The organism is Lysobacter sp. N42, assembly GCF_004344885.1.
Genome location: NZ_SKFB01000025.1, coordinates 26,079 through 50,348 on the forward strand (window position 1 = coordinate 26,079; position 24,270 = coordinate 50,348).

A 24,270-nucleotide genomic window follows, 5' to 3' on the forward strand; every position below is an offset into this window, starting at 1 on the left:
TCATCGACGACTCACTTGGCCTGCGGATGCGCCGCGAGGAAATCGCGGATGTTGGCCTGCACCCAGGTCGGGTCGTCCCACATCAGGAAATGGTAGCCGCCCTCGCTCATCTCCAGCCGCATGCCGTCGAGCCGGGCGTACTGGCTGCGGAAGATGTTCGCGGTCGATTCCTTCGTGGAGCCCATCGGCGCGTAGGCGGCCCAGGCGCCCAGCACGAGGGTGGGCGATTTCACCTGCGACAGCTGCGGGCGCAGGTCGGTCGTCATCAGCTCGTACATGGCCTGCGCGGTGGTGGCGCGATCGCTGGTACGCCCCCAGGCCTTGACCGTTTCGGTGCGGGCCGCATCGCGCGTCATGCCACGCGATGCCGCCTCGGCGCCCTTGAGGTAGGCGGCCTCGTCGGCGGCGAGCATCTGCGCGCGCATGCCCTCGGCCATCGGGCGCACGTTTTCGGGCGTCGCCGCGGGGTTCATGGCGGCGGCGAAGAACGGGAGCGAATCGACGATCACCAGCGGGCCGACCGCGTCGGGAGCGGCGATGGAGACCTGCAGCGCGAGCATGCCGCCCAGGCTGTGGCCGACGATGGCGGGCCGGTCGAGCTTCCTCGCGCGGACGTAGTCGACCAGCTGCTCGCGCATGGCGGGCAGGAACTCGGCATGCCGGGCGGCCGGCGCGCCGGCGAAGCCCGGCAGCTGCACGAGATGGCACTGGACCTCCGGCTGCAGGGCGGCGCAGGTCTCGCGCCAGGTCTCGGCCGCGCTGTTGAGGCCGGGGATCATCAGTACGGGACGGCCGCGGCCGACGACCTCGACGGTCAGGTCGCGATGGCGCTCGGGCGCGGCGCCGGCAATGCCGGCCGCGCTGGCTACGACGAGGGCGAGGATGGCGCTGCGGTACAGGCGGGCGATGCGGTGCATGGCGGGACTCCGTGTCGGGTGTGGACTCAGCCTGCAGGGCGGGGGCGCGCGGCGCGGCAGGAAAATGACGAGCGGCCGCGCGCCTCCACGAGCGGTCGCCGGCGCCTGTTTCTCTTCATCGCGATGGAGAGATAGAATTCGGCGTCCCCGGGAAGGCGCGCCATGGTCCCCATCAGCTTCGAGTTCTACCCGCCCAAGACGCCCGAGCAGCATGCGCAGCTCGACAAGACGGTCGCCCGCCTCAAGGCGCATGCGCCCGAATACGTCAGCGTGACCTTCGGCGCGGGCGGCTCCACGCTCAGCCACACGCCCGAGACCATCCAGAAGCTGCGCGCAGGCGGCTTCGACGCAGCCCCGCACATCACCTGCATGGGCGGCTCGCGCGAGGAGATCCGCGGGCTGCTCAAGCTCTACCGCGCGCTCGGCGCACGGCGCCTGGTGGCGCTGCGCGGCGACCTGCCCTCGGGCATGGTCAGCGCCGGCGAGTTCCGCTATGCGGACGAGCTGGTGCGCTTCGTCCGCGAGGAGACGGGCGACCATTTCCACATCGAGGTCGCCGCCTACCCGGAAATGCATCCGCAGGCACGGGACGCGCAGGTGGACCTCAGGAACTTCGTGGGCAAGGTACGGGCGGGCGCCGATGGCGCGATCACGCAGTACTTCTACAACGCCGACGCCTACTTCCGCTTCGTCGACGACGTGCGACGCCAGGGCCTGGACATCCCCATCGTGCCCGGCATCATGCCGATCGCGAACTTCAGCCAGATCCGCCGCTTCTCCGAACTCTGCGGCGCGGAGATCCCGCGCTGGATCGCGCAGCGCATGCAGGCCTTCGGCGACGACACCGAAAGCGTGCGCGCCTTCGGCGCGGAAGTGGTGGCGCAACTGTGCCGACGCCTGCTCGACGGCGGCGCGCCATCACTCCACTTCTACACGCTCAACCTGTCGAAACCGACCCTGAACGTTTTGGCAAACCTTCGCTGACCGGCGGCGGTGCGGTTGCGTGGCGGTTCAGTCCCGCGGCCCGCATCCCACTTCGCGTTGACGACGTGGTTTCGAGCATGACCTGCAACGAATACGCAGGTGCATGCCATGAAAACGACGTCCTTCGCCATCGCCCTCGCGGTCGCCGCCGCGCTCGCGGCACCGGCGGCCCGCGACGTCCAGGCCGGCTATACCGGCATTCAGAAATGCCGCGCGCCCGATGGCAGCGTGGTCTATACCGACAAGCCCTGCGACGCCTTCGGCGCGCAGGCGGAGGCCATGTCGACCGACCTCGGCCTGCGGCTGTCGGACGCATCGCTCGCAACGGATGCCGCGGCGGACGGGGCGCTCGATGCCGGCGTTCCTGCCGTGCACGGCATGCCCACTGGACGTCGCTCGCTGGCGGCCGGCTGCGCCCGCTCGCCCATGCAACTGGCCATGGACGTGCAGGCCTCGATGGGCCTGCGCGACGTCAACCGGCTGGCCGAGAGCTACCACTGGGTCGGCATGACCCATGAGCAGGCGGTACCGGTGATGAAGCAGCTCGAAGCGCTGACGCGCGCGCAGCTCCTGGGCGCGCAGGTGCACTCGATGTCGACGGGCCTGCAGTTCGCCGACGCCTCCGGCGAAATGACCGAGCCGCAGGCCGGCAGCCTGCTGCTGAGCCTGCAGGCCGAGGAAGGCCCCCGCAGCCTGCAGCTGAACGTGCAGCAGTACGCGGGCTGCTACTTCATGCGCTTCTGACCGGTCTCCCAACCCGGGGCGCCCGCCTGCCGCTACGCTGCGCGGGTGCCCCGCGTCCTGCCCGCCCTCCTCGTGCCCGCGCTCGCCCTGCTTCCCGGTATCCGCGATGCCGGGGCGCAGGTGCGGCGCTGCGAATTCCCCGACGGCCAGACCGTCTACACCGACCGCCGCTGCGAGACCCTCGGTGCGCGCGAGCGGGCTGCGCCGCCTCCCGGCCAGGTGCAGCTGCGCAGCCACCGCATGGCCTGCCCGCGCACCCTGCGCGACCTCTACTTCGAAGTGGGCGCCGCGCTCGAGTCGCGCGACGTCAACCGCCTGGCGAGCGTCTACCACTGGTCCGGCATGTCCACGCGCCAGGGCTATGACGTGATGCGCCGGCTGCAGGCGATCGTCGATCGCCCGCTGGTGGACCTCCAGCCCATCTGGCCCGATGGCGACGACCTGGCCTACCCGCGGCGTCGCGCGCCGGTCGGCTTCCGCCTGGAGCAAACCTCGGCGAACGGCAGCACGCCCATGCGCGCGGTGCTCGGCCTGCGCCGCCACCTCGACTGCTGGTGGGTGACGCTCGGTGGCGCGCAGCGCCCCACCGCGCCCAGGCCCGATCCGCCGGCGGAAGACATCGATGCGGCGGACGGGGCCGGCGACGCGGCCGCGGCCGCGCCCACGCCATCGCCTGCCGTCGACTGAGCGGGCCAGCCGTCGACGCGGCACAATACGGCGGTTTTCCCCTACCGGAACCGCGCATGCACTACCCCGAATGGATCTGGCACAACGGCTCCATCAAGCCTTGGGCCGAGGCGACCACCCACGTGATGTCGCATGCGCTGCATTACGGCTCCTCCGTATTCGAGGGCATCCGCTGCTACCGCACGCCCGGCGGCCCGGCGATCTTCCGCCTCACCGACCACAACCGCCGACTCTTCGCGTCCGCGAAGATCTACGACATGGCCATGCCCTACACGCTGGAGGAGATCAACGCGGCCTGCCGCGAGGTGGTCCTGCGCAACGGGCTGGAGCAGGCCTACCTGCGTCCCGTCGCCTATCGCGGGCTGGGCGGCTTCGGGCTCTCGGCCGACACGCCGACCGACGTCGCCGTCGCGACGTGGCAGATGGGCGCCTACCTCGGCGAGGGCGTACTCGAGCAGGGCATCGACGCCTGCGTCTCCAGCTGGCAGCGCTTCGCGCCCAACACGCTTCCTGCCGGCGCCAAGGCCGGCGGCAACTATCTCTCGGGGCAGCTGGTCGCGCGCGAGGCGCGGCGCCTGGGCTTCGGCGAGGGCATCGCCCTGGCCTCCACCGGCCTGCTGAGCGAAGGCGCGGGCGAGAACCTTTTCCTCGTTTTCGACGGTGCGCTGCACACCACGCCGGTCAGCGCCGCGCTGCTCAACGGCATCACGCGCAACACCATCATGATGCTGGCGCGCGACGCCGGCATCGACGTGGTCGAGCGCGACCTCCCGCGCGAGTACCTCTACCTCTGCGACGAGCTGTTCATGTGCGGCACCGCGGCCGAGATCACGCCGATCCGCTCGGTGGACGGCCGCCAGGTCGGCGCGGGCAAGCCGGGCCCGGTGACGCGGCGCATCCAGGAGCTGTTCTTCGGCCTGTTCGACGGCTCCACGCCCGACCGCTACGGCTGGCTCGAGCCCCTGGTCGACGACTGACGCGCATGCGGCGTGTCCTGCGCGCGTTGCGCACGCTTCTGGCGTTCGCGATGCCGGCCTACCTCGTACTGCTGATGACCCTCGCGGTCCAGGGCGCGATCTCGCCGTGGCCACCCGCCCGCGCGGTGCTCGCGCGGCATCCCGGACAGGTGCCCGTGATGGTGGGCATGGCCACCCACGCGCGCCAGCTCCCCGGGCGTGGGCTGGAGAGCACGAAGTCGCGCTACTACGTGCTGCTGCCGGAGGCGCTGCGCGAGCCGCGGCTGCTGCGCATCACGCAGGTGGACTCGGCGACCGCGACGGAAAGCGCGTCCCGCGCGGGCTTCTGGGCGTTGCTGGCGGCCGTGGCGGCCTGCGCGGTGGGGACCTGGTGGTTCTGGCTGCCGCCACGGGGCCTCGCGCGCGGCCCCCGCCCCTGAGGCCGGCCACCGCTCAGCCGAAGGTGAGCCTGGCCACCACGCCCCGCGCTTCGCCGGGGCGCACCTGCACGTCCCAGCCGTAGAGGTCGCAGAGCCGGCGCACGATCGACAGGCCGATGCCGCCTCCCTGCGAATGCCCGGCATGCGTGCCGCGATAGCCGCGCTCGAACAGGCGCGCGGCGTCCTCGGCGCTCAGGCCGGGGCCGGAGTCGACGACCTCGACCGCGCGCGGATGCAGGCGCACCACCACCTCACCCTCGGCCGTGTACTTCACGGCATTGCCGATGAGGTTGCCCAGCGCGACGGCGACGGCCGCCTCGGGGGCGTCGGCCATCAACCCGCGACCGCCCTCGATGCGCAACACCACGGGCTTGCCGCCCAGCTGGGCGCGGTGCGCGTCCAGCAGCTGCTCGGCAACACGCGCGACATCCGTGGTGCCCTGCCCGCGCTCGTTGCGCGAGAGCAGCAGCAGCGCGCTGATGAGGTCCGTGCACTGCTGCTCGGCGCGCTGGATCCGCAGCAGCCGGCCGCGCGTCTTCTCGTCCAGGTCCGGCTTGGCCAGCAGGAGCTCGATCGCACCGCGGATCACCGCCAGCGGCGTGCGCAGCTCGTGGCTGACGTCGGCGTTGAACTCGCGGTCGCGCTGCACCACCTGGGTCAGGCGCGCGGAGTAGTCGTCGAGGGCTGCCGCGAGCTGGCCGACCTCGTCGTCGGCGAAATCGTTCGCCAGCGGCTCGGCCAGCCCCGCGCGCGAGCGCTTGAGCCGCTTGGCGAGCTCCAGCACCGGGCTCATGACGCGCGAGGCCGACCACCAGCCGATCAGCGCCGACAAGCCCGTGAACACGATGATCACCGCACCGAGTGCGCGGTTGAACTTCCGCCGGCCCTTCTCCGCCTCGGTCATGTCGTAGGCGAGGAAGAACCATTCGTTGGGCGTCTTGCGCACCGCGAGCCGGTAGGCGAAGGGCGAGCCGTCGTCGTTGGTCCCGCTGACCGTGTGGATGCCGTCGGGCAGCTCGTACCAGTCGGGCTCCTCCTGGCGGAGCTTGGCGAAGTCCTGGCGCTTGACCACGCGCGCGAACATCTGCTGCACCGGCAGGTCGGGATTGCGCGTCGGATCCGAATAGAAGCGCTTGGCGAACTCGTCGATGTTGCGGTTCATGACGTCGGTGACGAGCTCGTCCTCGACGTCCTCGCGCACCCAGTTGGTCGTCCACGCGAGCAGCAGCGTCAAGCTGAAGCCCAGCAGCACGAAGCCCAGGATGATTCGGCTGCGCAGCCGGCGCCTGTAGCGCGTGCGGCCGCGCGGGCGCGGGGTGGGAGGGGCGCTCGCCATCGTCGGTTCGGGTCGGCGGACAAAACGGCCGCCAGTCTAGGGCCTGCCGCAGCCGATGCGGCGGCAGGCCGCACGGCTCAGCCCGCGGCGCCCTCCGGCGCGGCGATCCGGTAGCCGATGCCGTGGCGTGTCTGGATCAGCGGCTGGCCGAAGGGCTTGTCGACCACCGCGCGCAGGCCGTGGATGTGCACGCGCAGGCTGTCGGAGTCCGGCAGTTCCTCGCCCCAGACGCGCGTCTCCAGTTCCTGCCGCGTCACCACGGCGGGCGCGGCCTCCATCAGGGCCTGCAGGATCTTCAGCGCGGTGGGATTGAGCTGCAGCAGCTTGCCCTGGCGGCGCACCTCGAGCGTGTCGAGGTTGTACTCGAGGTCGGCGACCGACAGCACGCGCGTCTGCACCCCGCGGCCGCGGCGCGAGAGCGCGGCCAGCCGCACCTCCACCTCCTGCAGGGCGAAGGGCTTGATGAGGTAGTCGTCCGCGCCGGAATCGAAGCCGGCGAGCTTGTTGTCCAGCGAGTCGCGCGCGGTGAGCATGAGCACCGGCGTCTGCTTGCGGGCCTCGTTGCGCAGCTTGCGGCAGACCTCCAGGCCGTCCAGGCCCGGCAGGTTGAGGTCGAGCACGATGGCGTCGAAATCGTGCACCACCGCCAGGTGCAGGCCGGTGATGCCGTCGGCGGCGAAGTCGACCGTGTGCCCGCGGTCTTCGAGGAAGTCGCCGAGGTTGGCGGCGATGTCCTGGTTGTCCTCGATCACGAGGATGCGCATGGAGGTTTCCTGGGGCTGGAGCCGGCCCGCGGCGCTCGCGGGTCGCGGCGACGGGGGGCGGGTCTCGTGGGAGTGGATGTGCATCATCCGATTCTGCCTCACGGCTGTTCATGTGCCGTGTGGACGTCCGACCGCCGGCCGCCAAAAAAGTGCCCAGGCACGCAGGCCTGGGCCAAGACTGTTACCCCGATTACCGCGGACCTCCCGGGTCGGCCGACCCGGGCCGAGGAGCGCGGTCCGGGCACGCTACCCCCGGACGGCTTAAACGATGGTTAAGAAGACATCGAGGCGTCGCGTTAGAAATCCGTTATTTCCGGGTGCCGCGGCGGGCAGGCGCCCTGCGCCGGCCCGGCGTGGCGAAGCGCACGATCTCCCCCGCCACGTCCTTGCCCGAGGCCTTCTCGATGCCCTCCAGGCCCGGGGAGGCATTGACCTCCAGCACCAGCGGCCCGCGGTCGGAGCGGATCAGATCGACGCCGGCCACGCCCAGCCCCAGCACGCCGGTGGCGCGCACGGCGACGTCGCACTCGGCCCGGCTCGGCCGGACCCCGACCGCGGTGCCGCCGCGGTGCAGGTTGGAGCGGAACTCGCCCGCCGGCGCCTGCCGGCGCATGGCGGCGATCACGCGGTCGCCCACCACGAAGCAGCGCAGGTCCGCGCCGGCGGCCTCGGCGATGAACTCCTGCACCAGGAAGTTGGCGTACAGCCCGCGCAGGGCTTCGGTCACGCCCCTGGACGCGGAGAGCTTCTCGGCCAGGATCACGCCCGTGCCCTGCGAGCTCTCGATGAGCTTGATGACGTGCGGCGGCGGGCCGAGCAGCTTGAGCAGGTCGGCGGTGTCGTCGGGGTTGTCGCCGAACACAGTGACCGGCATGTGGATGCCCTGCGCCGCCAGCAGCTGGTGCGCGCGCAGCTTGTCGCGGGCACGCAGGATGGCGTCGGACGGGTTCGGGGTGGACGTTCCCATCAGCTCGAACTGCCGCAGCACGGCCGTGCCGTAGCGCGTGACCGAAGCGCCGATGCGCGGGATCACCGCGTCGTAGCCGGCCAGCGGCCGGCCCTTGTAGTGCATGTCGAAGCCGTCGCAGGCGATGCGCATGTAGCAGCGCAGCGGGTCGAGCACACGCACGCTGTGCCCCTGTTCGCGCGCGGCCTCCACGAGCCGCCGCGTCGAATAGAGCGAGCTGTTGCGCGAGAGGATCGCGAGTTTCATTGGGTCCCCGGGAGTGGCGCGGCGCGTCGGCGACGCCCGTGCAGGAACGAGCGTGACGGATCCACGGTGAAGGCGCCGGCGAGCGCGGTGCGCCCGAGCAGCATGGGAAAACGCATGCCGCGCCGGTCGGCGAGGTTGACCTCGATCTCGCACTCGATGCCGCCCAGCCGCAGCGGCGTGCGCAGGAAGACGCGCAGCGTGCGATGCCCGCCCGAGTCGACCACCACGCGCTCGTCGACGACGGGCGCCTGCGCGTCGACCGCGCCGTCCAGCCCCGGACTCAGCCGGAAGCCCACCCACGGCGCCCCGCCCTCGACGAAGCGCCACTGCGCATCCACGTGCAGGGCCGAGCTGCGGGCGCCGGTGTCGATCTTGGCGCGGACCGCGGCCAGGCCCAGGGCCGGCAACGCGGCCCATTCCCGCCAGCCCACCACGATGCGAGACGACACGAGGGCTCTCCGGCAGCGACCGCTTGGCGCAAACGAGGACGGCGGCCCGGAGGCCGCCGTCTGGAACATGGAGCGGGTGATGGGAATCGAACCCACGTTAGCAGCTTGGGAAGCTGCAGTTCTACCATTGAACTACACCCGCGATGACGCGAAGTCTAGGCGGTGCGCGCCACGCATGGCAACGCACCTGCCTGCCGCCCGCCGGAGCGGGCGGCGTCGGGCTCAGAAGTCGCTGCCGACCGTCAGGAACACCGTGGCGTTGTTGCCGCCCTTGTGGCCGGCGGTGACGCTGGCGCCCACGTCGGCCTTCAGGCCCAGCAGGCCGGTGCGGACGCCGAACTGCGCGGTGGCATAGCTGTCGTCGAACTCCACGGCCGGCACCCCGTACGCGAGGCTGCCCGGGATGGACTGCGAGCGCGCGAAGGCCTCGACCTGCTCGTCCTCGAACTCGCGGTCGAAGGTCACGCGGGCATAGGGCGCGACGTGCCCGGAGTCGATGCGCAGCTGCCAGCCGAGCTTGCCGATCAGCGAGTCGAAGTTCTGCTCGGGATAGGCCAGCGAGGTGGACAACGCGGGCTGGTCCTCGGCGAAGGCATCGATGTCGATGCGCTGGGCGAGCACGCCGACGACCGGGCCGTGGCGGAAGCTGCCCTCGCCGAACTCGAAGCCGCCCTCGACGCCGGCCGCCAGATTGCTGCCATCGGCCGCGCCGCGGTGGATGCGCGTGGCCGGGCCTAGGCGCACGTGGCGCTCGGTGTCGAGGTCCAGCTGCGTCCAGCTCAGCTGGCCGTTGATCCACGCACCGCCTTCGCTGCGCCAGCCGACGTAGCCACCCAGGGTGGCTTCGGCCTGCTCGAAGCTGCCCATCCGGTGGCCCCAGTCGATCTCGCTGCGGCCGAACCCGCCGAAGGCGCCGTAGACCAGGTTGCCCGAGCGCCAGTCGACGCCCGCCGTCAGCGCCGGGGACACGCCGTCGTAGACCTCGCCCTCGCCGTAGCGCTGGAAGTCGCCGCGCACGTCGGCCCACCAGCGCATGCCCTCGCCCTCGCCCACGCCGCGCGCGGCGGCCTGGGCATCCACGCGGTCGGCACGCGCGCGGCCGGTGGTGGCCACCGAATGCTGCATCAGCGCGATCTGGCGCGGGGCCTCGAGCACGGAGAAGGCGTGGTCGGCCATGATCTGGTGCGTGGCCAGCGACGGATGCACGCCATCGGCGAAGAGATAGGTGTAGGGCGCCGACGGGTTGACGTAGGTGTTCGGGTTGCAGCTCAGCGACTGCGCGGTGATCTGCGGCTGGCAGGCGGTGCCGGTGACGTTGGTGATGCCGTAGGTCGACGGGCTGGCGACCACTTCGCGCAGCAGGTTGTAGGTGTCGAGCGGGATGACCCGCAGGCCGGCGGCGGCCAGGCCGTTGAAGAGGTTGGTGTTGTACGTGCCCGACAACGCGGACAGCTGCGCCTGCGCGGTGGCGCCCTGGGCGCGTGCGGCCGGCGTCAGGCCCATGTCGGGCAGGGTCGGCACGAGGATGTAGCGCGCGCCGGCGGCGGTGAGCGTGTTGACGATGCCGATCTGCGTGCTGACCGCGGTGGCCACCGTGGTGGGCGGAAGGGTGCCGCTGGCGACGCCGAACAGATCGTTCGCACCGCCCCAGACGGTGTACAGCGCGTTCGCGTCGGCGCGGCCGCCGTTGGCGCCGAGGTAGGTCGCCACCTGCGTCTGCAGCGAGGGCACCGTGGGCGCGGCGGGGTTGGTCGGCGTGAACGGGTTGGCCGCGGGGCCGGTGACGCGCGCGCCGCCGACGGCGAAGTTGGTGCCGGCCGGGTTCGTCGTCAGCGTGCCGATGCCGAACTGGTAGTAGGGATTGGCGCCGGTGCCGTAGTAGCTCGCCAGCAGCTCGGCCCAGACCAGGCCGGGATTGGTCGTGAAGCGGCCGGCGATCGCGGCCGAGGGGCCGGCCGACTGCACCAGGCCCGGGCGGAACGCGCCCGCGTCGGTGAGGCTGTCGCCGAAGAAGACGGTCTGCGAATAGGTCTGCGCGAAGGCCGGCAGCGCGGCGAGGGCGAGCGCGGCAGCGAGGGCGGTACGTACGGGCTTCATGCGTTGCGTCCTTGGAATCGTCGGGAAACCGCCGGGCACCGTGGGCGTACGTAGGCGGATGGGCGGGCATCGAAGCATGCAGCCGTCACGTTCCGCAAGCGGCATGCGTCACGCGCGGGTTCCGCGCTGCCTGCTGCGGCGCGACAATGCCGGCATGACCGCGACCACCTTGCACCTGACCGTCAACGGCGAGCCCCGCGAGGTACCCGCCCCGCTCGACATCCCCGCCCTGCTCGCCCTGGAAGGGCTCGGCGAGCGCCGCGTCGCGGTGGAGGTCAACGGCGAAATCGTGCCGCGCAGCCGGCATGCGGGATGCGTGCTCGCCGACGGCGACCGCATCGAGATCGTCCACGCGCTGGGGGGTGGGTGAGGGCGGCCTGCTTGTGCGGCACTGCCGCACAGGCCGCCCGAACGCCCGCCGCGCTGCTGCGGGCCGGATGAGGGCGGCCTGCTCCGTGCCACCGCCACGCGCCCTTCCGAACGCCCGCCGCGCTGCGGCGGGCCGGATGAGGGCGGCCTGCTCCGTGCCACCGCCACGCGCCCTTCGGAACGCCCGCCGCGCTGCGGCAGGCCGGATGACGACGGCCTACTCGCACCGCACCCCCGCCACGCAAAGCCCAACCGCGACTCGCTCCCGACGCGCGTCTCCCCCCGGGATCGGCGCCGTCCCGCCGTAGAATGCGCGCATGACCGATTTCGCCTCCACCGATCCGCTCGTCATCGCGGGCACGTCCTACACGTCGCGGCTGCTCACCGGCACGGGCAAGTTCAAGGATCTCGACGAGACCCGGCGTGCCACCGAGGCCGCCGGCGCGCAGATCGTCACCGTCGCGATCCGCCGCACCAACATCGGCCAGAACCCCGGCGAGCCGAACCTGCTCGACGTGCTGCCGCCGGAGCGCTACACCATCCTGCCCAACACGGCCGGCTGCTACACGGCCGATGACGCCGTGCGCACCTGTCGCCTCGCGCGCGAGCTGCTCGACGGGCACAAGCTGGTGAAGCTCGAGGTGCTCGGCGACCAGCGCACGCTCTACCCCGATGTCGTGCAGACGCTCGCCGCCGCCGAGCAGCTGGTGGCGGATGGCTTCGACGTGATGGTCTACACCTCCGACGATCCGATCCTCGCCAGGCGCCTGGAGGAGATCGGCTGCGTGGCGGTGATGCCGCTGGCCGCGCCGATCGGCTCGGGCCTGGGCATCCAGAACAAGTACAACCTGATCGAGATCATCGAGCAGGCGAAGGTGCCGATCATCGTCGACGCCGGCGTCGGTACGGCATCCGATGCGTCGATCGCGATGGAGCTCGGCTGCGACGGCGTTTTGATGAACACGGCGATTGCCGGCGCCAAGGACCCGGCGCTGATGGCGCATGCGATGAAGCTGGCGGTCGAGGCCGGGCGCGCGGCGTTCAAGGCCGGGCGCATTCCGCGCAAGCGCTTCGCCAGCGCGTCCTCGCCGGTGGACGGGCTGATCGGCTGATGGCCGAGCCGCACGTCCCGCAGGCCAAGCCCTTCACGGTCCAGGAAGGCCATCGCCGCATCCGCAGCTTCGTGCTGCGCCAGGGCCGCTTCACCGAGGCCCAGCAGCGCGCCTTCGACGAGCTGTGGCCGCGCTTCGGGCTGGACTACACCGGTGTCCCGCGCGATTTCGACGCCGCCTTCGGCCGCCGTGCGCCGCGGGTGGTGGAGATCGGCTTCGGCAATGGCGAGGCCCTGCGCTTTGCCGCGGCGAACGACCGCACCCACGACTACATCGGCATCGAGGTGCATGCGCCGGGCGTCGGCCGCCTGCTCAACGGGCTGGCTGCCGACGGCAGCGACCACGTGCGCGTCTACCACCACGATGCCGTCGAGGTGCTGACCAACGAGATCGCCGACGGCTCGCTGGCGCAGGTGCGCATCTACTTCCCGGACCCCTGGCACAAGAAGCGCCACCACAAGCGCCGCCTCGTGCAGCCGGAGTTCGCGCGGCTGCTGGTCGCCAAGCTCGCGCCCGGCGGCCTGCTGCACCTGGCCACGGACTGGGAAGGCTATGCCGAGCACATGTGGGACGTGCTGGATGCGACGCCCGGCATCGTCAACCGCGCCGGCCCGCGCGGCCACGTGCCGCGGCCGGACTGGCGCCCGCAGACGCATTTCGAGTCGCGCGGGCTCAAGCTCGGGCACGGGGTCTGGGACCTCGTGTACGACCGGGATTAGGGATTCGGGATTGGGGATTCGATGAGCGCGCTCCGTCCCACCGCCGCGGTCTTGCGACGCCGCACCGGACACCGGCCTGCCGGACGCGCATCGTCGCTCCCTCCGAATCCCCAATCCCCAGCCCCGAATCCCATCGCCTGATGGACGACGTCGGCCTGCCCCTGACCCGCGACATGGCCCTCGTGCTCGGCCTGGCCGTGTTCACGATGGTCATGTTCCTGTTCGAGCGCGTCCGCGCCGACATCGTGGCGCTGGTCGTGCTGGTGCTGCTGGGGCTGGCGGGCCTGGTCGAGCCCGAGGCGCTGTTCAACGGCTTCTCGTCGAATGCCGTGATCGCGATCATCGCCACGATGATCCTCGGCGCCGGGCTGGACCGCACTGGCGCGCTCAACCGCCTCGCCGGCTGGCTGCTGCGGCGCTCGCATGGCGACGAGAAGCGGCTGCTGCTGCTCACCACGGGCATCGCGGGGCTCAATTCCTCGTTCATGCAGAACCCCTCGGTGATGGCGCTGTACATGCCCGTCGCCGCGCGGCTTTCCTCGCGCACCGGCCTGTCGCTGCCGCGGCTGCTCCTGCCCATCGCCGCGGCGATCGTGATGGGCGGCGCGCTGACGATGGTCGGCAACTCGCCGCTGATCCTGCTCAACGACCTGCTGGTGGCGGCCAATGCCAACCTGCCCTCCGGCGCGGCCACGCTGGAGCCGCTGAAGATGTTCGCGCCGCTACCCATCGGCATCGCGCTGCTGCTGGCGACGCTGGCCTACTTCCACTGGTACGGCACGCGGCGCCTGCCCGAGGACGAGGGCAAGGGCGCGACGCCGGGCCGCACGGAGAGCTATTTCGAGCAGGCCTACGGCATCGAGGGCGACGTCTACGAGCTCACCATCACCGCCGACAGCCCGCTGGTGGGCATGACGCTGGGCGAGGCGGAAGCCCTGCGCGGCGCGCCGCTGATGCTCGCGCTCAAGACGGGCGACGAGAGCCGCATGGCGCCGCCGGCCGACTCGCGGCTCTGGGTGGGCAGCGTGCTGGGCGTGATGGGGCCGCGCCAGCAGGTGGTGGACTTCGCGCAGGCGCAGTTCCTGCGGATGTCCTCGCGCCTGCGCCACTTCGCCGACCTGTTCAACCCCGCGCGCGCCGGCATCTCCGAAGCCGTGGTGCCGGCCACCTCGCGCTACCTCGGCCGCACCGCCGGCGAGCTGCAGCTGCGGCGCAAGGCGGGCCTGAGCCTGCTGGCGATCAACCGCGACAAGCAGGTGATGCGCGAGAACGTGCGCGACGAGCCGCTGCGCGCGGGCGACATGCTGGTCTTCCACAGCATCTGGTCCGACCTCGCGCAGGCGGGCGACACGCGCGACCTCGTGGTCGTCACCGACTTCCCCAAGGCCAAGCAGCGCCCGCACAAGCTGCGCATCGCGCTGGTCATCTTCACCATCTCGATGCTGCTGGCGCTGTCGTCGCGGCTGCCGGTGTCGATCGCGCTGATGGCCGGCGTGGCGGGGATGCTGGTCGCCGGCGTGCTCGACATCGACGAGGCCTATGCCGCGATCAACTGGAAGACCGTCTTCCTGATGGCCTGCCTGATCCCGCTGGGCTGGGCGATGGACTCCAGCGGCGCGGCCGCGTGGCTGGCGGGCCACACCATCGAACAGCTGCCCCGCGGCATGCCGCCCTGGTTCGTGCAGATCATGGTGGCGCTGGCGACCACGGCCATGTCGCTGGTGATCAGCCACGTCGGCGCGACGATCGTGATGGTGCCGCTGGCGATCAACCTGGCCCTGGCCGCGGGCGGCAACCCGACCGCCTTCGCGCTGGTGGTGGCGCTGTCGGCATCGAACAACTTCATGACCGCCTCCAACCCGGTGATCTCGATGATCACGGGGCCCGCGGGCTACACCACGCAGCTGCTCTGGCGCATCGGCGGGCCGCTGTCGCTGGCCTATGCGGTGGTCACGGTCGCGATGGTGAACCTGCTGTTCTGAGCGGGAAAAGGCGCGGCCTCAGGCCAGCCGCACGCCGTCCTCGTCGACGGCCACCCTCACCGCACGCAACGCATCGCCCTTGCACGGCCCCGCCACGCAGACGCCGCCGTCGAGCTCGAACGAGGCGCCATGCGCGGCGCAGACCAGGTGCCCGTCCTTGCTCACGAGGAACTTGCCCGGCGCCCAGTCCAGGCGGCGGCCGGCATGCGGACAGACGTTGAGCCATGCCTTCACCACATCGCCCGTGCGCAGCAGCACCAGCGACTCCGGCGCGCCTTCGATCTCGGCCTCGGCCTCGACCGGCGTGCGTTCGGGAAGCTCGTCCCAGGTCCGCAGCGGCGGCATGTCGTGTTTCATCGGCTTAACGTTTCCATCACACCCCGGGCTGGAGTCCGCCGGATACTCGCGGCTGGCTCCACCGCTCCAGTGTCTCATGCGCATGCTGCTTCGCTTCGCTTCCTTCCTCGCCCGCTACGAGCGCCCCATCCGCGACGCCGTCCGCGCCCTGCGCGAGCCGCGCAAGCCGCGCCACCGGATCGCGCGCGTGGCGCTGGGTCTGGTCGGGCTGGTCGTACTCGCCGTGCTGCTCGTGGTGGGCGTCGTGCTGGGCGGGGCGATGATCCTGGGCGGGCTGGCCTGGCGCCTCCTGCGCGCGCAGCGCCGGCCGATCGAACCGATGGCCGGCGGCCGCGTCCTCGACGGCGTCTACCGCGTCGTTCCCCGCACGCTGCTGACGCGCTGAGCATGGCCGACGTCGTTCCCGCGCACCCGCCGGTGCGCGTGCCGGTGGCCGGCACCTCCGACCACTTCCCCGTCCGTCGCATCTTCTGCGTGGGCCGCAACTTCGCCGACCACGCACGCGAGATGGGCGCGGCCGTGCCCGCGTCGAAGGCCGACCGCGGCACGCCGGTGTTCTTCACGAAGCCGGCCGATGCCCTCGTGCTCGACGGCGTGGTGCCCTACCCGCCCGGCACGCGCGAACTGCACCACGAGGTGGAACTCGTCGTCGCACTCGGAGCGGACGCCCCGGCCGGCGAACTGCCGGTGGACCGCGCGCAGGCGCTGGTCTACGGCTATGCGCTGGGCCTGGACCTGACCCGCCGCGACCTGCAGGCCGCCGCCAAGGCCAAGGGCCTGCCCTGGGACACCGGCAAGGCCTTCGACCATTCCGCCCCCATCGGCCCCATCCTGCCCGCCGCCCGGCTGGGCGAACTCGGCACGCGCCGCCTGCGCCTGCACGTCAACGGCCAGCTGCGGCAGGACGGCGGGCTCGACGATCTGGTCTGGGACGTGCCCGAGATCCTGCACGAGCTGTCGAAGCTGTTCGCGCTCAAGGCCGGCGACCTCGTCTACATGGGCACGCCCGCGGGCGTGGGCCCGCTGCAGCCGGGCGATGCCTTCGTGGCCACGCTCGATGGCATGGCGCCGCTGGAAGGCCGTATCCTCGCCGCCTGACCCCGGATGAGCGGCGCCATGCGCATCGTCGACGAATTCAAGGCCTTCATCGCGCGCGGCAACGTGGTCGACCTCGCGGTCGGCGTGGTGATCGGCGCGGCCTTCGGCAAGATCGTGAGCTCGCTGGTGGATGGCATCGTGATGCCGCTGCTGGCCATGCTCACCGGCGGCGTCAAGGTCGATGAATGGAAGCTGGTGATGACGCCCGCGCAGCTCGATGCCGCAGGCAAGGTGGCCGCCCAGGAAGTGGCGCTGCGCTACGGCAGCGTGCTGCAGACCACGATCGATTTCCTGCTGATCGCCTTCGTCATCTTCCTGTTCCTGCGGGCCTACAACCGGCTGCGCACGCCGAAGGACGACGCACCGCCCGCCCCGGCCGAGGACGTGCTGCTCCTGCGCGAGATCCGCGACCTGCTCGCGAGGGACCACAAGCCGGTCCCGTGACCTTCGGCCCGGCCGCCGAACACCTGTGCTGGCTACACTCGGCCGGTTGCCAGTCGGAGATCGGTGGATGCGCAAGGCGGTGATGGCGGTGGCGGTGGCAGGTTCGCTCGCCTGGTCCACGATGACGGGCGCGGCACCGCCGAAGCCGTCCAGCATTCCCGAGCGGGCACTGGGCCAGGCCGCGCAGCTGCGCGAGACCGCGCTGGCCAGCGACCTCGCCTGGCGCATCACCGAATCGCTCACCACCGAGATCGGCCCGCGCCTGCCCGGCACCGAGGCCGATGCGCGCGCGGTGGCCTGGGCCGAGGCCAAGTTCCGCGAGCTGGGCTTCGACCGCGTATGGACCGAACCGGTCACCTTCCCGAAGTGGGTGCGCCGCAGCGAACGCGCCGACGTACTGGGCGCGAATGCGCAGCCGCTGGCGCTGACCGCGCTGGGTGGCAGCCCGGGCGGCACGGTGGAAGCGGAGGTGGTGCGCTTTCAGGGCCTGGCCGCGCTCGAGGCCGCACCGGCCGGCTCGCTGGCGGGCAAGATCGCGTTCGTCGACTTCGACATGCCGCGCTCGCGCGAAGGCAGCGGCTACGCGGTGGGCTCGAAGGTGCGTGGCCGCGGGCCGACCACCGCCGCCGCCAAGGGCGCGCTGGCCTTCCTGATGCGCCCGGCCGGCACCGACTCGCACCGCTTCGGCCATACCGGCATCACGCGTTTCGACGAAGGCGTCACGCCGATTCCGTCGGCCGCGCTCTCGGCGCCCGACGCGCAGCAGCTCACGCGCCTGCTCGCGCTCGGCCCGCAGCGGGTACGCGTCGCCCTGGACTGCGGCTGGGACGGCACGGCGACCTCGCACAACGTGATCGGCGAGATCCGTGGCAGCCGGCGGCCGGACGAGGTCGTGCTCATCGGCGCGCACCTGGACTCCTGGGACCTGGGCACCGGCGCGATCGACGACGGCGCCGGCATCGGCATCACGATGGCCGCCGGCGCGCTGATCGGCCGCCTGCCCAAGGCGCCGGCGCGCACCGTCCGCGTGGTCGCCTTCGCCAACGAGGAGCAGGGGCTGCTCGGGGCGCGCGCCTACGCGGCCCGCCACGCGAACGCGGTGGCGCGGCACATCGTGGGCGCCGAAAGCGACTTCGGCGCCGGGCGCATCTACGGCTATTCGAGCTCGGCCCCCGCGCATGCCCAGGCCGCCGACGCCGCGATCGCCCGCGCCCTCGAGCCACTCGGCATCGCGCACATGCCCGGCACGGGCTCGCCGGGGCCCGACATCGGCCCGATGGCGCAGCAGGGCATGGCCTGGGCGCGCCTGGCGCAGGACGGCACCGACTACTTCGACCTGCACCACACCGCCGACGACACGCTCGACAAGATCGACCCCGCCGCGCTCGCGCAGAACGCGGCGGCCTACGCGGTGTTCGCGTATCTGGTCGCGTCGATGGACGGCGACTTCGGCAGCGCGCCGCGGCCGCGGCCCGTGCCCCAACCCGCGCCCGTGCCGGCGCGGGCCCGCTGAGCCGCCGATGGCCGATCAGCGCTACGACGAGTACGGCAGCGTCCCGGTCGACCCGGTCACCGGCCTGTACCGGCTCGGCGCGAACGGCCCGAGCCTGGCCACCGCGGTGGCGGCCGCGGCGGCTACGCGGCGCAAGGTCGCGCTGCTGCACATCGACGTCGACATGTTCGGCTCGATCAACAGCAACATGGGCGAGACGGTGGGCGACCAGGTGCTGGCCGCGGTCGCGCAGCGCCTGCGCGTGGCGATGCCCGCCGACGGCTGGCTGTGGCGGCGCGGCACCGACGAGTTCATCGCCGGCATCGGCTACCGCGATGGCGAGCCCGACGGCGAGGTGCTGGCCGAGCGCCTGCGCGACGCCTTCGAGGTGCCGCTGTCCATCCCCCCCTACACGCTGCCGGTCACGCTCTCGATCGGCATCGCCGTGTTCCCCGACCACGCGCAGAACGCCGCCGCGCTGCTGGCGTCGGCCGAGCATGCGCTGCGCCATGCCAAGCAGACCGGCCTGGACAACGTCGGCCTCTACAGCGGGCGGCCCAATCGCGGACCCATCAACGACGGCTTCGCCCAGCGCTTCGCCGACGCCTTCGACCGCGACGAGTTCCGCCTCTACTACCAGCCCTTCGTGCACGGCCATGACGGCTCCATCGCCGGCTTTTCCGCGCTGCTGCGCTGGAATTCCGAAGGCGGCGGGCTGCTGCGGCCGAACCGGTTCCTGGAGATCGTCGAGCGCGTCGGGCTGTCGGCGCGGCTGGGCTCGTGGGTGGTGGAGGCCGCGGCACGGCAGCTGGCGCAATGGCGCGAGCAGGGCCTGGACTACCTCTCGATGTCGGTGCACCTGCCGACCACGCTGCTCGCGCAGCCCGACTTCCGCGACCAGGTCGGCGAGCTGCTGCATCGCCTCGCCCTGCCCGGCCACGTGCTGGAGTTCGAGGTGCCCGAGAGCGCGCTGTCGCTGGACGCGCGCCACACCTTCGAGACGCTGGTAGGCCTGCGCGGGCTGGGCGCCACGCTCACGGTGCAGGACTTCGGCCTGGGCGGGCTGAGCTTCGCCGCGCTGGCGCAGTACCCGCTGGACCGGCTGAAGATCGACCGCAGCTTCATCCGCAACGTCACCAGCGACACGCGCTCGGCGGCGATCGTGCGAGGCATCATCGCGATGGGCCATCGGCTCGACATGAAGGTCTGCGCGAAGGGCGTGGAGAGCGAGGCCGAGCTCGGCTTCCTGCGCCGCAACCACTGCGACTTCTTCCAGGGCTACATCTTCAGCCCGCCGCTGCCGGCCGACCAGCTGGGCGACCTGATCCGCAAGCGCTTCCTGCTGCCGCAGGCCTTCGCGCAGACGCGCCCCGAGCGCACGCTGCTGCTGCTCGACGACGAGGAGAACGTGCTGCGCTCGCTGGTGCGCCTGTTCCGCCGCGACGGCTACCAGATCCTTACCGCCAACTCCGTGCGCGAGGCCTTCGACCTGCTCGCCAGCAACACCGTGCAGGTGATCCTTTCCGACCAGCGCATGCCCGACATGAGCGGCACGGAGTTCCTCGGCCGCGTGCGCGACCTCTACCCCGATACGGTACGCATGGTGCTGTCGGGTTACACCGACCTCGCCAGCATCACCGACGCGGTCAACCAGGGCGCGATCTACCGCTTCCTGACCAAGCCATGGAACGACGACGAACTGCGTGATCACGTGCGCGAGGCGTTCCGCGCCTACGAGCGGCGCGCCGCCGGTGAGGCGGCGGGGCTCTAGGCCTCAGGCCCGGGCGGGCTCGCCGCGCGTCTGCACCGCCAGGCGCTCGCGAAGGCGCGCCGGGTCCAGCGGCGGGTCGAACAGGAAACCCTGGGCCACGCCACAACCATGCCCGCGCAGCCAGTCGGCCTGCGCCATGGTTTCGACACCCTCGGCCACCAGCGTGCAGTCCAGCGCGCGAGCCATCGCGATCAGCGCCTGGACCACCGCCACGTTGCGCCGGTCATCCGGCAACCGGCTCACCAGCGAACGGTCGATCTTGAGCACGTCGAAATCATGCGCGCTGAGCTGGCTGAGGTTGGAATAGCCGGTACCGAAGTCGTCGATCGCCAGTGCCACGCCCAGGGCCCGCAGCTGGGCGATGGCGGCGGGCGCGGTGTCGACCGCACGCAGCAGGTGGGTTTCGGTGAACTCGATCTCCAGGCAGTTGGCCGGCAGCCCGCTGCGATCGAGCGCGTCGCGCACGGAAGTCACGAGCTGGCCCGCATCCAGATGCGCCAGCGACACGTTGAGCGAAACCCGCGCGCCCCGCAGCCCGTCCGCCACCCAGTGGCTGCATTCCTCGCAGGCGCGGTCGAGCACCCAGCGGTCGATGGCTCCGACCACGCCGGTCTCCTCCGCCAGCGCGAGGAACTCGCCGGGCATGGCGACCTGCCCGTCGGGCCGCCTCCAGCGCACCAGCGCTTCGGCTCCGGTGATCGCGCCGGACTGCATGTCGTACTGCGGCTGGTACTGGAGAAACAGCTCCTCGCCCGGCACCGCGTGGCGCAGCTCGCGTTCCAGTTCCGCGACCTCGGCCACCGAACGGTTGAGCTCGCGCGCATACAGCGAAGCACGCCCGCGCCCGCTCTGCTTGGCGTGGTACAGGGCGACGTCGGCCTGCCGCAGCAGCTCGCCCACGGTGTCGCCGTCGCGTGGATAGCGCGCCACGCCGATGCTCGTGGCGATCGACAATGCGCGCCCGCCCACGTCCTGCGGCTCCTGGACGGCGGCCGCCAGGCGCTCGACGAGCTCGGCGATCTCCGCATCCTCGACCAGGCCGGGACACAGGAGCACGAACTCGTCGCCACCCTGCCGGCTGACCGTGTCGGAATCGCGGACCACGCCTTCCAGGCGCGCGGCCACGGTACGCAGCACCTCGTCGCCGACGGCATGGCCGAGGGTGTCGTTGATGTGCTTGAAGCGGTCGAGGTCGAGGAACATCACGCATCCGGCGTGGCCGCGCGGGATGCCGCGCAGCTCCTGTTCGATGCGGTCGCGCAGCAGCAGGCGGTTGGGCAGGCCGGTCAGCGCGTCGTGGCGCGCCAGGTGCGCCATCTGCCGCGCCAGCGTCCGCTGCTCGGTCACGTCGCGGAAGACCATGATGCCCCCCGCCACCGCACCGTCGGGCCCGATGATCGGCGACGCCGAATCCTCCACCGGCACCGGCGGCGCGCCATCGCGCTCGAGCGCGGCCTCCGACTCCAGTGACGAGGGGCGGTTGGATGCCACGGCCTCGCGCAGGGGCGAGAACATCGGGCGGCCGGTGGCGGCATTGAGGATGCGCACCACGTCCTCGACGTGACGGCCGATCGCCTCCGCGCGCGTGACGCCGGTCATCTGCTCGGCGGCCGGGTTGAACTCGGTGATGCGCAGGTCGCGGTCGCAGGCCACCATCGCATCGCCGATCGCGTTGAGCGTCACCCGCTGGTGCTCGGCATGGCGCGCCAGCTCGCGGCCGCGCTCGCGCAGGCGCTCGGCGCTCACGCTGACCATGAGCGGCCCGATCACCATGGCCGCGCTGTACAGCCCCCATTCCAGGCTGCTGAGCGCGTCATGCGGCACCTTGCCCAGGCGCCCGGTCTGCGCGAGCGAACCGAGCGCCACCAGCGACAGGGCGGCCGCCAGGTTGGAGAGGCTGGCCGGCAGCTGGCCGTAGCGGAAGGCGATCGCCAGCAACGGCAGCGCGACGAGCACGAACACGCGCGAGAAGACCCAGAAGCTGGCCGCGACCATCGCGAGCAGCAGCACCAGCCAGCCGGCGAATTCGAGCAGCTGGCGCGGCTGCAGCAGCCGCCGCACGGCCGGGCCATGCACCGCGAAGGCGACGGGAAGCACGGTGAGCATTCCGAAGCTGTCGCTCACCCACCAGCGCAGGAATGCGCCAGGCCACGCGGCATCGTCCAGCCACACCAGCAGCCCGGCGCCCAGCCCGGCAGCGAGCGCGGGGGCTCCGAAGACCGCGATCGCCGTACCCAGCGCGAAGGCGCGCTCGTCGAGCGGACGCCTCGGGTCCACGCCGCCGCGCTGGAGCAGGAGCACCACCAGCAGTGCTTCCACGACGTTGACCGCCGCGAAGGCGACGGCCACCGGCCAGTCCGAGCCGAAGGCCCGATTCGCGGTCAGCATCGCCAGGAACCCGCCTGCGGCAACGGCCGGCGCGACTCCCGCCGGAGCCCGCAGCATCCAGCCGGCGAGCACCGCATTGGCCAGCCAGATCTCGGCGACGCCCCCGGTGGTACGGGTGAACGCGATGCAGAGGGCGGCGACGAAGGCGGAGGCCAGCGCCGCGGCGGCGCCGTGCCTCAGCCGTTGTCGGGACAACGCACCACCCATGTCTTCCCCCGACGCCTGCGCGCAGGTGACTACCCCGGACCGTACGCCGACCCGGGCGCGCACGCAACGGCGGTACACGGCCGCGTGCTTCCGGGCGACCGTGCCTGGAACAGCTGCGGTAGTCGGATGCGGGCATGCGCGCACGCATGCGTCACGCCATGCTCGCAAGGCCATCCCTAGCCTGCCTCCGGCTCCCGGTGGCGAGGTCCGCATGAAGCGTGTCGGATGTGTACTCATGGCGTCGGTACTTGCACTGGCCCCGACCGCCGCGCAGGCCTGCACGCTGTGCCACACGCCGACCGCGCGCGAGGTGCGCCGTGCGGTGTTCGACCACGACGTTGCCGCGAACCTGATGTCGGTGGCCCTCCCGCTGCCGCTGCTGCTGGAAGCGATCTATCTGGCCGGGCTCGAACGGCGCCCGGCACGGGGGCCGAAGCCATGATCGCGACGCCCCCCCGCGTGGCCCCGGCACGTGCCGCCGGCCTCGCCCTGGGCATGGGCATGGGCGGCTTCTTCGACGGCATCGTGTTCCACCAGATCCTGCAGCTGCACAACATGCTGTCGGCGCGCATACCCGCCGATACGCTGGTGGGCGCCAAGGTCAACATGGTCTGGGACGGCGTCTTCCACGCCGCGGTGTGGCTGGTGACGGCGCTCGGCATCGCCCTGCTGTGGCGCGCCGCGCGCATGCCCGACGTACTGCTGTCCGGTCGCGCGCTGGTGGGCGCGATGCTGCTGGGCTGGGGCCTTTTCAACGTCGTGGAAGGCCTGATCGACCACCACCTGCTGGACCTGCACCACGTGGTGCAGGTGCTCGGGCCTTCACGCTGGGACTTCGCGTTCCTCGCCTGGGGCGCGGCGATGCTCGTGGCGGGCGCCCTGCTGCTCAGGCGCGCGCGGCCCGGCGCGCGCTGATGCGGCCGCGCTTCAGTCGCGCGGCGGCGTGAAGCGCAGCGTGCGCGAGGTGGTGGCCTCGCTGGGGATCGGCGCGAAACGCCAGCGCCGCGCGGCCTGCAGCGCGGCCTGGTCGAAGACGCCGGCCGGCTGCGCGTCGACGATGCGCAGGTCCGCGACGGAGCCGTCGGGCCGTACGGTGAACATGAGTTCGACCCGGCCCTCGAGCTCGCGCCCCAGCGCCCGCGCGGGATAGCGCGGCTGCACGTCCTGCACCAGGCGCAGCGCGGGCGCGAAGCGCGCCGTCGGCTCGGCCGCGGGCGGGGGCTCGACACGCGCCGTGGCGGGCGACGTCCCGCCTGTCGCGGCCACGGGCACGGAAGCGCTGGCGGCAGGCGCGGGTGCCGGCGGCGATGCGGCGATCGTCGCCCCTGCATCGGCGCGCGGGGGTGCGGCATCCCGACGCGCGGGCGGGCCCGCGAGCGGCGGCGCGGCATCCGAAGCGTCCTCGCGGCTGCGCGGCGCCCCCCCGTCGACCCCCGGCCCGGCAGCGACGACGGGGCGAGCCGCTGCTGTGGCGTCCCGCATCGTCCGTACCGCGAGGCGAAGGCGTGGAATCGCCGGTGCCGACGCGTCGATGCGCGCCAGCAGCTCGACCAGCCGCTGCGCCTCGTCCGCATCGCTGCGGTCGATCGCCTGCTCGGTGGCGATCACCAGCTCCGGCTGCATGTCCGTCAGCGCCACCGCGTCGCCGGGCTCGGCGCGTCCGCGCGCGCGCAGCGCCAGCAACAGCTCGGCGGCGTTGTCGCCCGCGGGCGCGAACCAGCGCCGCGCCGCCACCGCCTCGTCC

Annotated in this window: 25 protein-coding genes and 1 tRNA gene; 16 read left to right on the plus strand and 10 right to left on the minus strand. The window is 72.0% G+C overall.

Annotated elements, in window-relative coordinates:
• Positions 1-11: 11 nt before the first annotated feature.
• A complete protein-coding gene (locus EYQ95_RS19935; protein ID WP_132329756.1) occupies positions 12-917 on the minus strand; it encodes an alpha/beta fold hydrolase in 906 nt (301 codons plus the stop codon).
• A 162-nt stretch (positions 918-1,079) separates the two neighbouring features.
• Here EYQ95_RS19935 and metF point away from each other — a divergent pair, with 162 nt between their 5' ends.
• From metF to EYQ95_RS19960, 5 genes are all read left to right on the plus strand, one after another.
• Positions 1,080-1,901: a methylenetetrahydrofolate reductase [NAD(P)H] gene (metF, locus tag EYQ95_RS19940; RefSeq protein ID WP_132329758.1), complete on the plus strand. Its 822-nt coding sequence runs from the start codon at positions 1,080-1,082 to the stop codon at positions 1,899-1,901.
• A gap of 108 nt (positions 1,902-2,009) precedes the next feature.
• The gene (locus tag EYQ95_RS19945) at positions 2,010-2,645 is read left to right on the plus strand and encodes a hypothetical protein (protein ID WP_132329760.1); all 636 of its coding nucleotides are present in this window, start codon (positions 2,010-2,012) and stop codon (positions 2,643-2,645) included.
• Between the two features lie 45 nt (positions 2,646-2,690).
• Positions 2,691-3,332, plus strand: a complete 642-nt coding sequence (locus EYQ95_RS19950; protein ID WP_207916550.1) for a hypothetical protein — start codon at positions 2,691-2,693, stop codon at positions 3,330-3,332.
• A gap of 56 nt (positions 3,333-3,388) precedes the next feature.
• Positions 3,389-4,309, plus strand: coding sequence for a branched-chain amino acid transaminase (locus EYQ95_RS19955; protein WP_132329762.1), 921 nt, complete (start codon positions 3,389-3,391; stop codon positions 4,307-4,309).
• Positions 4,310-4,314: 5 nt separating this feature from the next.
• A complete protein-coding gene (locus tag EYQ95_RS19960) occupies positions 4,315-4,728 on the plus strand; it encodes a hypothetical protein (RefSeq protein WP_132329764.1) in 414 nt (137 codons plus the stop codon).
• A gap of 13 nt (positions 4,729-4,741) precedes the next feature.
• Here the strand turns inward: EYQ95_RS19960 and EYQ95_RS19965 are convergent, their stop codons facing one another.
• The 6 genes from EYQ95_RS19965 to EYQ95_RS19990 form a co-directional block, all read right to left on the minus strand.
• On the minus strand, positions 4,742-6,064 hold the full coding sequence (locus tag EYQ95_RS19965; RefSeq protein ID WP_132329766.1) for a HAMP domain-containing sensor histidine kinase: 1,323 nt from the start codon (positions 6,062-6,064) through the stop codon (positions 4,742-4,744).
• 77 nt (positions 6,065-6,141) lie between these two features.
• Positions 6,142-6,828 carry a response regulator transcription factor gene (locus tag EYQ95_RS19970; RefSeq protein WP_132329768.1) on the minus strand — a complete coding sequence of 229 codons (687 nt, stop codon included), beginning with the start codon at positions 6,826-6,828 and terminating at the stop codon, positions 6,142-6,144.
• A gap of 307 nt (positions 6,829-7,135) precedes the next feature.
• A complete protein-coding gene (gene rimK, locus EYQ95_RS19975) occupies positions 7,136-8,041 on the minus strand; it encodes a 30S ribosomal protein S6--L-glutamate ligase (protein ID WP_132329770.1) in 906 nt (301 codons plus the stop codon).
• Complete coding sequence (locus EYQ95_RS19980; protein WP_132329772.1) at positions 8,038-8,490, minus strand: RimK/LysX family protein; 453 nt, start codon at positions 8,488-8,490, stop codon at positions 8,038-8,040. Before EYQ95_RS19980 ends, rimK begins: the two co-directional genes overlap by 4 nt.
• Before the next feature lie 68 nt (positions 8,491-8,558).
• Positions 8,559-8,632, minus strand: a tRNA-Gly gene (locus EYQ95_RS19985).
• A gap of 80 nt (positions 8,633-8,712) precedes the next feature.
• Entirely contained in the window at positions 8,713-10,587 is a 1,875-nt protein-coding gene (locus EYQ95_RS19990; RefSeq protein ID WP_132329774.1) for an autotransporter domain-containing protein, read from the minus strand.
• 169 nt (positions 10,588-10,756) lie between these two features.
• On the opposite strand from EYQ95_RS19990, the gene thiS reads away from it, so the two are divergent.
• From thiS to EYQ95_RS20010, 4 genes are all read left to right on the plus strand, one after another.
• Entirely contained in the window at positions 10,757-10,957 is a 201-nt protein-coding gene (gene thiS, locus EYQ95_RS19995; RefSeq protein ID WP_132329798.1) for a sulfur carrier protein ThiS, read from the plus strand.
• Positions 10,958-11,273: 316 nt separating this feature from the next.
• Entirely contained in the window at positions 11,274-12,068 is a 795-nt protein-coding gene (locus EYQ95_RS20000; RefSeq protein WP_132329776.1) for a thiazole synthase, read from the plus strand.
• Positions 12,068-12,787 (plus strand): tRNA (guanosine(46)-N7)-methyltransferase TrmB, encoded by a 720-nt coding sequence (trmB, locus tag EYQ95_RS20005; protein WP_132329778.1) that lies wholly within the window; start codon positions 12,068-12,070, stop codon positions 12,785-12,787. Before EYQ95_RS20000 ends, trmB begins: the two co-directional genes overlap by 1 nt.
• Positions 12,788-12,927: 140 nt before the next feature.
• A complete protein-coding gene (locus EYQ95_RS20010; protein ID WP_132329780.1) occupies positions 12,928-14,769 on the plus strand; it encodes an SLC13 family permease in 1,842 nt (613 codons plus the stop codon).
• Positions 14,770-14,787: 18 nt separating this feature from the next.
• On the opposite strand, the gene EYQ95_RS20015 is transcribed toward EYQ95_RS20010, so the two are convergent.
• Entirely contained in the window at positions 14,788-15,126 is a 339-nt protein-coding gene (locus EYQ95_RS20015) for a Rieske 2Fe-2S domain-containing protein (RefSeq protein WP_165924797.1), read from the minus strand.
• Positions 15,127-15,202: 76 nt separating this feature from the next.
• On the opposite strand from EYQ95_RS20015, the gene EYQ95_RS20020 reads away from it, so the two are divergent.
• The 5 genes from EYQ95_RS20020 (at position 15,203) to EYQ95_RS20040 (ending at position 19,931) form a co-directional block, all read left to right on the plus strand.
• Positions 15,203-15,511: a hypothetical protein gene (locus tag EYQ95_RS20020; RefSeq protein ID WP_243699999.1), complete on the plus strand. Its 309-nt coding sequence runs from the start codon at positions 15,203-15,205 to the stop codon at positions 15,509-15,511.
• A gap of 2 nt (positions 15,512-15,513) precedes the next feature.
• The gene (locus EYQ95_RS20025) at positions 15,514-16,224 is read left to right on the plus strand and encodes a fumarylacetoacetate hydrolase family protein (RefSeq protein WP_132329782.1); all 711 of its coding nucleotides are present in this window, start codon (positions 15,514-15,516) and stop codon (positions 16,222-16,224) included.
• Positions 16,225-16,242: 18 nt separating this feature from the next.
• Complete coding sequence (mscL, locus tag EYQ95_RS20030; protein WP_132329784.1) at positions 16,243-16,668, plus strand: large-conductance mechanosensitive channel protein MscL; 426 nt, start codon at positions 16,243-16,245, stop codon at positions 16,666-16,668.
• A 67-nt stretch (positions 16,669-16,735) separates the two neighbouring features.
• Positions 16,736-18,181, plus strand: a complete 1,446-nt coding sequence (locus EYQ95_RS20035; protein WP_132329786.1) for a M28 family peptidase — start codon at positions 16,736-16,738, stop codon at positions 18,179-18,181.
• A 7-nt stretch (positions 18,182-18,188) separates the two neighbouring features.
• On the plus strand, positions 18,189-19,931 hold the full coding sequence (locus tag EYQ95_RS20040; protein WP_132329788.1) for an EAL domain-containing protein: 1,743 nt from the start codon (positions 18,189-18,191) through the stop codon (positions 19,929-19,931).
• A gap of 3 nt (positions 19,932-19,934) precedes the next feature.
• Here the strand turns inward: EYQ95_RS20040 and EYQ95_RS20045 are convergent, their stop codons facing one another.
• Entirely contained in the window at positions 19,935-22,526 is a 2,592-nt protein-coding gene (locus EYQ95_RS20045; protein WP_165924798.1) for an EAL domain-containing protein, read from the minus strand.
• A 211-nt stretch (positions 22,527-22,737) separates the two neighbouring features.
• On the opposite strand from EYQ95_RS20045, the gene EYQ95_RS20050 reads away from it, so the two are divergent.
• On the plus strand, positions 22,738-22,968 hold the full coding sequence (locus tag EYQ95_RS20050) for a hypothetical protein (RefSeq protein ID WP_165924799.1): 231 nt from the start codon (positions 22,738-22,740) through the stop codon (positions 22,966-22,968).
• Positions 22,965-23,441, plus strand: coding sequence for a DUF2243 domain-containing protein (locus EYQ95_RS20055; protein ID WP_132329794.1), 477 nt, complete (start codon positions 22,965-22,967; stop codon positions 23,439-23,441). Before EYQ95_RS20050 ends, EYQ95_RS20055 begins: the two co-directional genes overlap by 4 nt.
• A gap of 12 nt (positions 23,442-23,453) precedes the next feature.
• On the opposite strand, the gene EYQ95_RS20060 is transcribed toward EYQ95_RS20055, so the two are convergent.
• The coding region (locus tag EYQ95_RS20060) for an energy transducer TonB (protein WP_132329796.1) at positions 23,454-24,270 on the minus strand (817 nt) is incomplete at its 5' end.

Coding starts and splice junctions, on each gene's coding strand:
- EYQ95_RS19935 (WP_132329756.1), bottom strand. CDS start 917: ATGCACCGCATCGCCCGCCTGTACCGCAGCGCCATCCTCGCCCTCGTC.
- metF (WP_132329758.1), top strand. CDS start 1,080: ATGGTCCCCATCAGCTTCGAGTTCTACCCGCCCAAGACGCCCGAGCAG.
- EYQ95_RS19945 (WP_132329760.1), top strand. CDS start 2,010: ATGAAAACGACGTCCTTCGCCATCGCCCTCGCGGTCGCCGCCGCGCTC.
- EYQ95_RS19955 (WP_132329762.1), top strand. CDS start 3,389: ATGCACTACCCCGAATGGATCTGGCACAACGGCTCCATCAAGCCTTGG.
- EYQ95_RS19960 (WP_132329764.1), top strand. CDS start 4,315: ATGCGGCGTGTCCTGCGCGCGTTGCGCACGCTTCTGGCGTTCGCGATG.
- EYQ95_RS19965 (WP_132329766.1), bottom strand. CDS start 6,064: ATGGCGAGCGCCCCTCCCACCCCGCGCCCGCGCGGCCGCACGCGCTAC.
- EYQ95_RS19970 (WP_132329768.1), bottom strand. CDS start 6,828: ATGCGCATCCTCGTGATCGAGGACAACCAGGACATCGCCGCCAACCTC.
- rimK (WP_132329770.1), bottom strand. CDS start 8,041: ATGAAACTCGCGATCCTCTCGCGCAACAGCTCGCTCTATTCGACGCGG.
- EYQ95_RS19990 (WP_132329774.1), bottom strand. CDS start 10,587: ATGAAGCCCGTACGTACCGCCCTCGCTGCCGCGCTCGCCCTCGCCGCG.
- EYQ95_RS20000 (WP_132329776.1), top strand. CDS start 11,274: ATGACCGATTTCGCCTCCACCGATCCGCTCGTCATCGCGGGCACGTCC.
- trmB (WP_132329778.1), top strand. CDS start 12,068: ATGGCCGAGCCGCACGTCCCGCAGGCCAAGCCCTTCACGGTCCAGGAA.
- EYQ95_RS20010 (WP_132329780.1), top strand. CDS start 12,928: ATGGACGACGTCGGCCTGCCCCTGACCCGCGACATGGCCCTCGTGCTC.
- EYQ95_RS20015 (WP_165924797.1), bottom strand. CDS start 15,126: ATGAAACACGACATGCCGCCGCTGCGGACCTGGGACGAGCTTCCCGAA.
- EYQ95_RS20020 (WP_243699999.1), top strand. CDS start 15,203: ATGCGCATGCTGCTTCGCTTCGCTTCCTTCCTCGCCCGCTACGAGCGC.
- EYQ95_RS20025 (WP_132329782.1), top strand. CDS start 15,514: ATGGCCGACGTCGTTCCCGCGCACCCGCCGGTGCGCGTGCCGGTGGCC.
- mscL (WP_132329784.1), top strand. CDS start 16,243: ATGCGCATCGTCGACGAATTCAAGGCCTTCATCGCGCGCGGCAACGTG.
- EYQ95_RS20035 (WP_132329786.1), top strand. CDS start 16,736: ATGCGCAAGGCGGTGATGGCGGTGGCGGTGGCAGGTTCGCTCGCCTGG.
- EYQ95_RS20040 (WP_132329788.1), top strand. CDS start 18,189: ATGGCCGATCAGCGCTACGACGAGTACGGCAGCGTCCCGGTCGACCCG.
- EYQ95_RS20045 (WP_165924798.1), bottom strand. CDS start 22,526: ATGGGTGGTGCGTTGTCCCGACAACGGCTGAGGCACGGCGCCGCCGCG.
- EYQ95_RS20050 (WP_165924799.1), top strand. CDS start 22,738: ATGAAGCGTGTCGGATGTGTACTCATGGCGTCGGTACTTGCACTGGCC.
- EYQ95_RS20055 (WP_132329794.1), top strand. CDS start 22,965: ATGATCGCGACGCCCCCCCGCGTGGCCCCGGCACGTGCCGCCGGCCTC.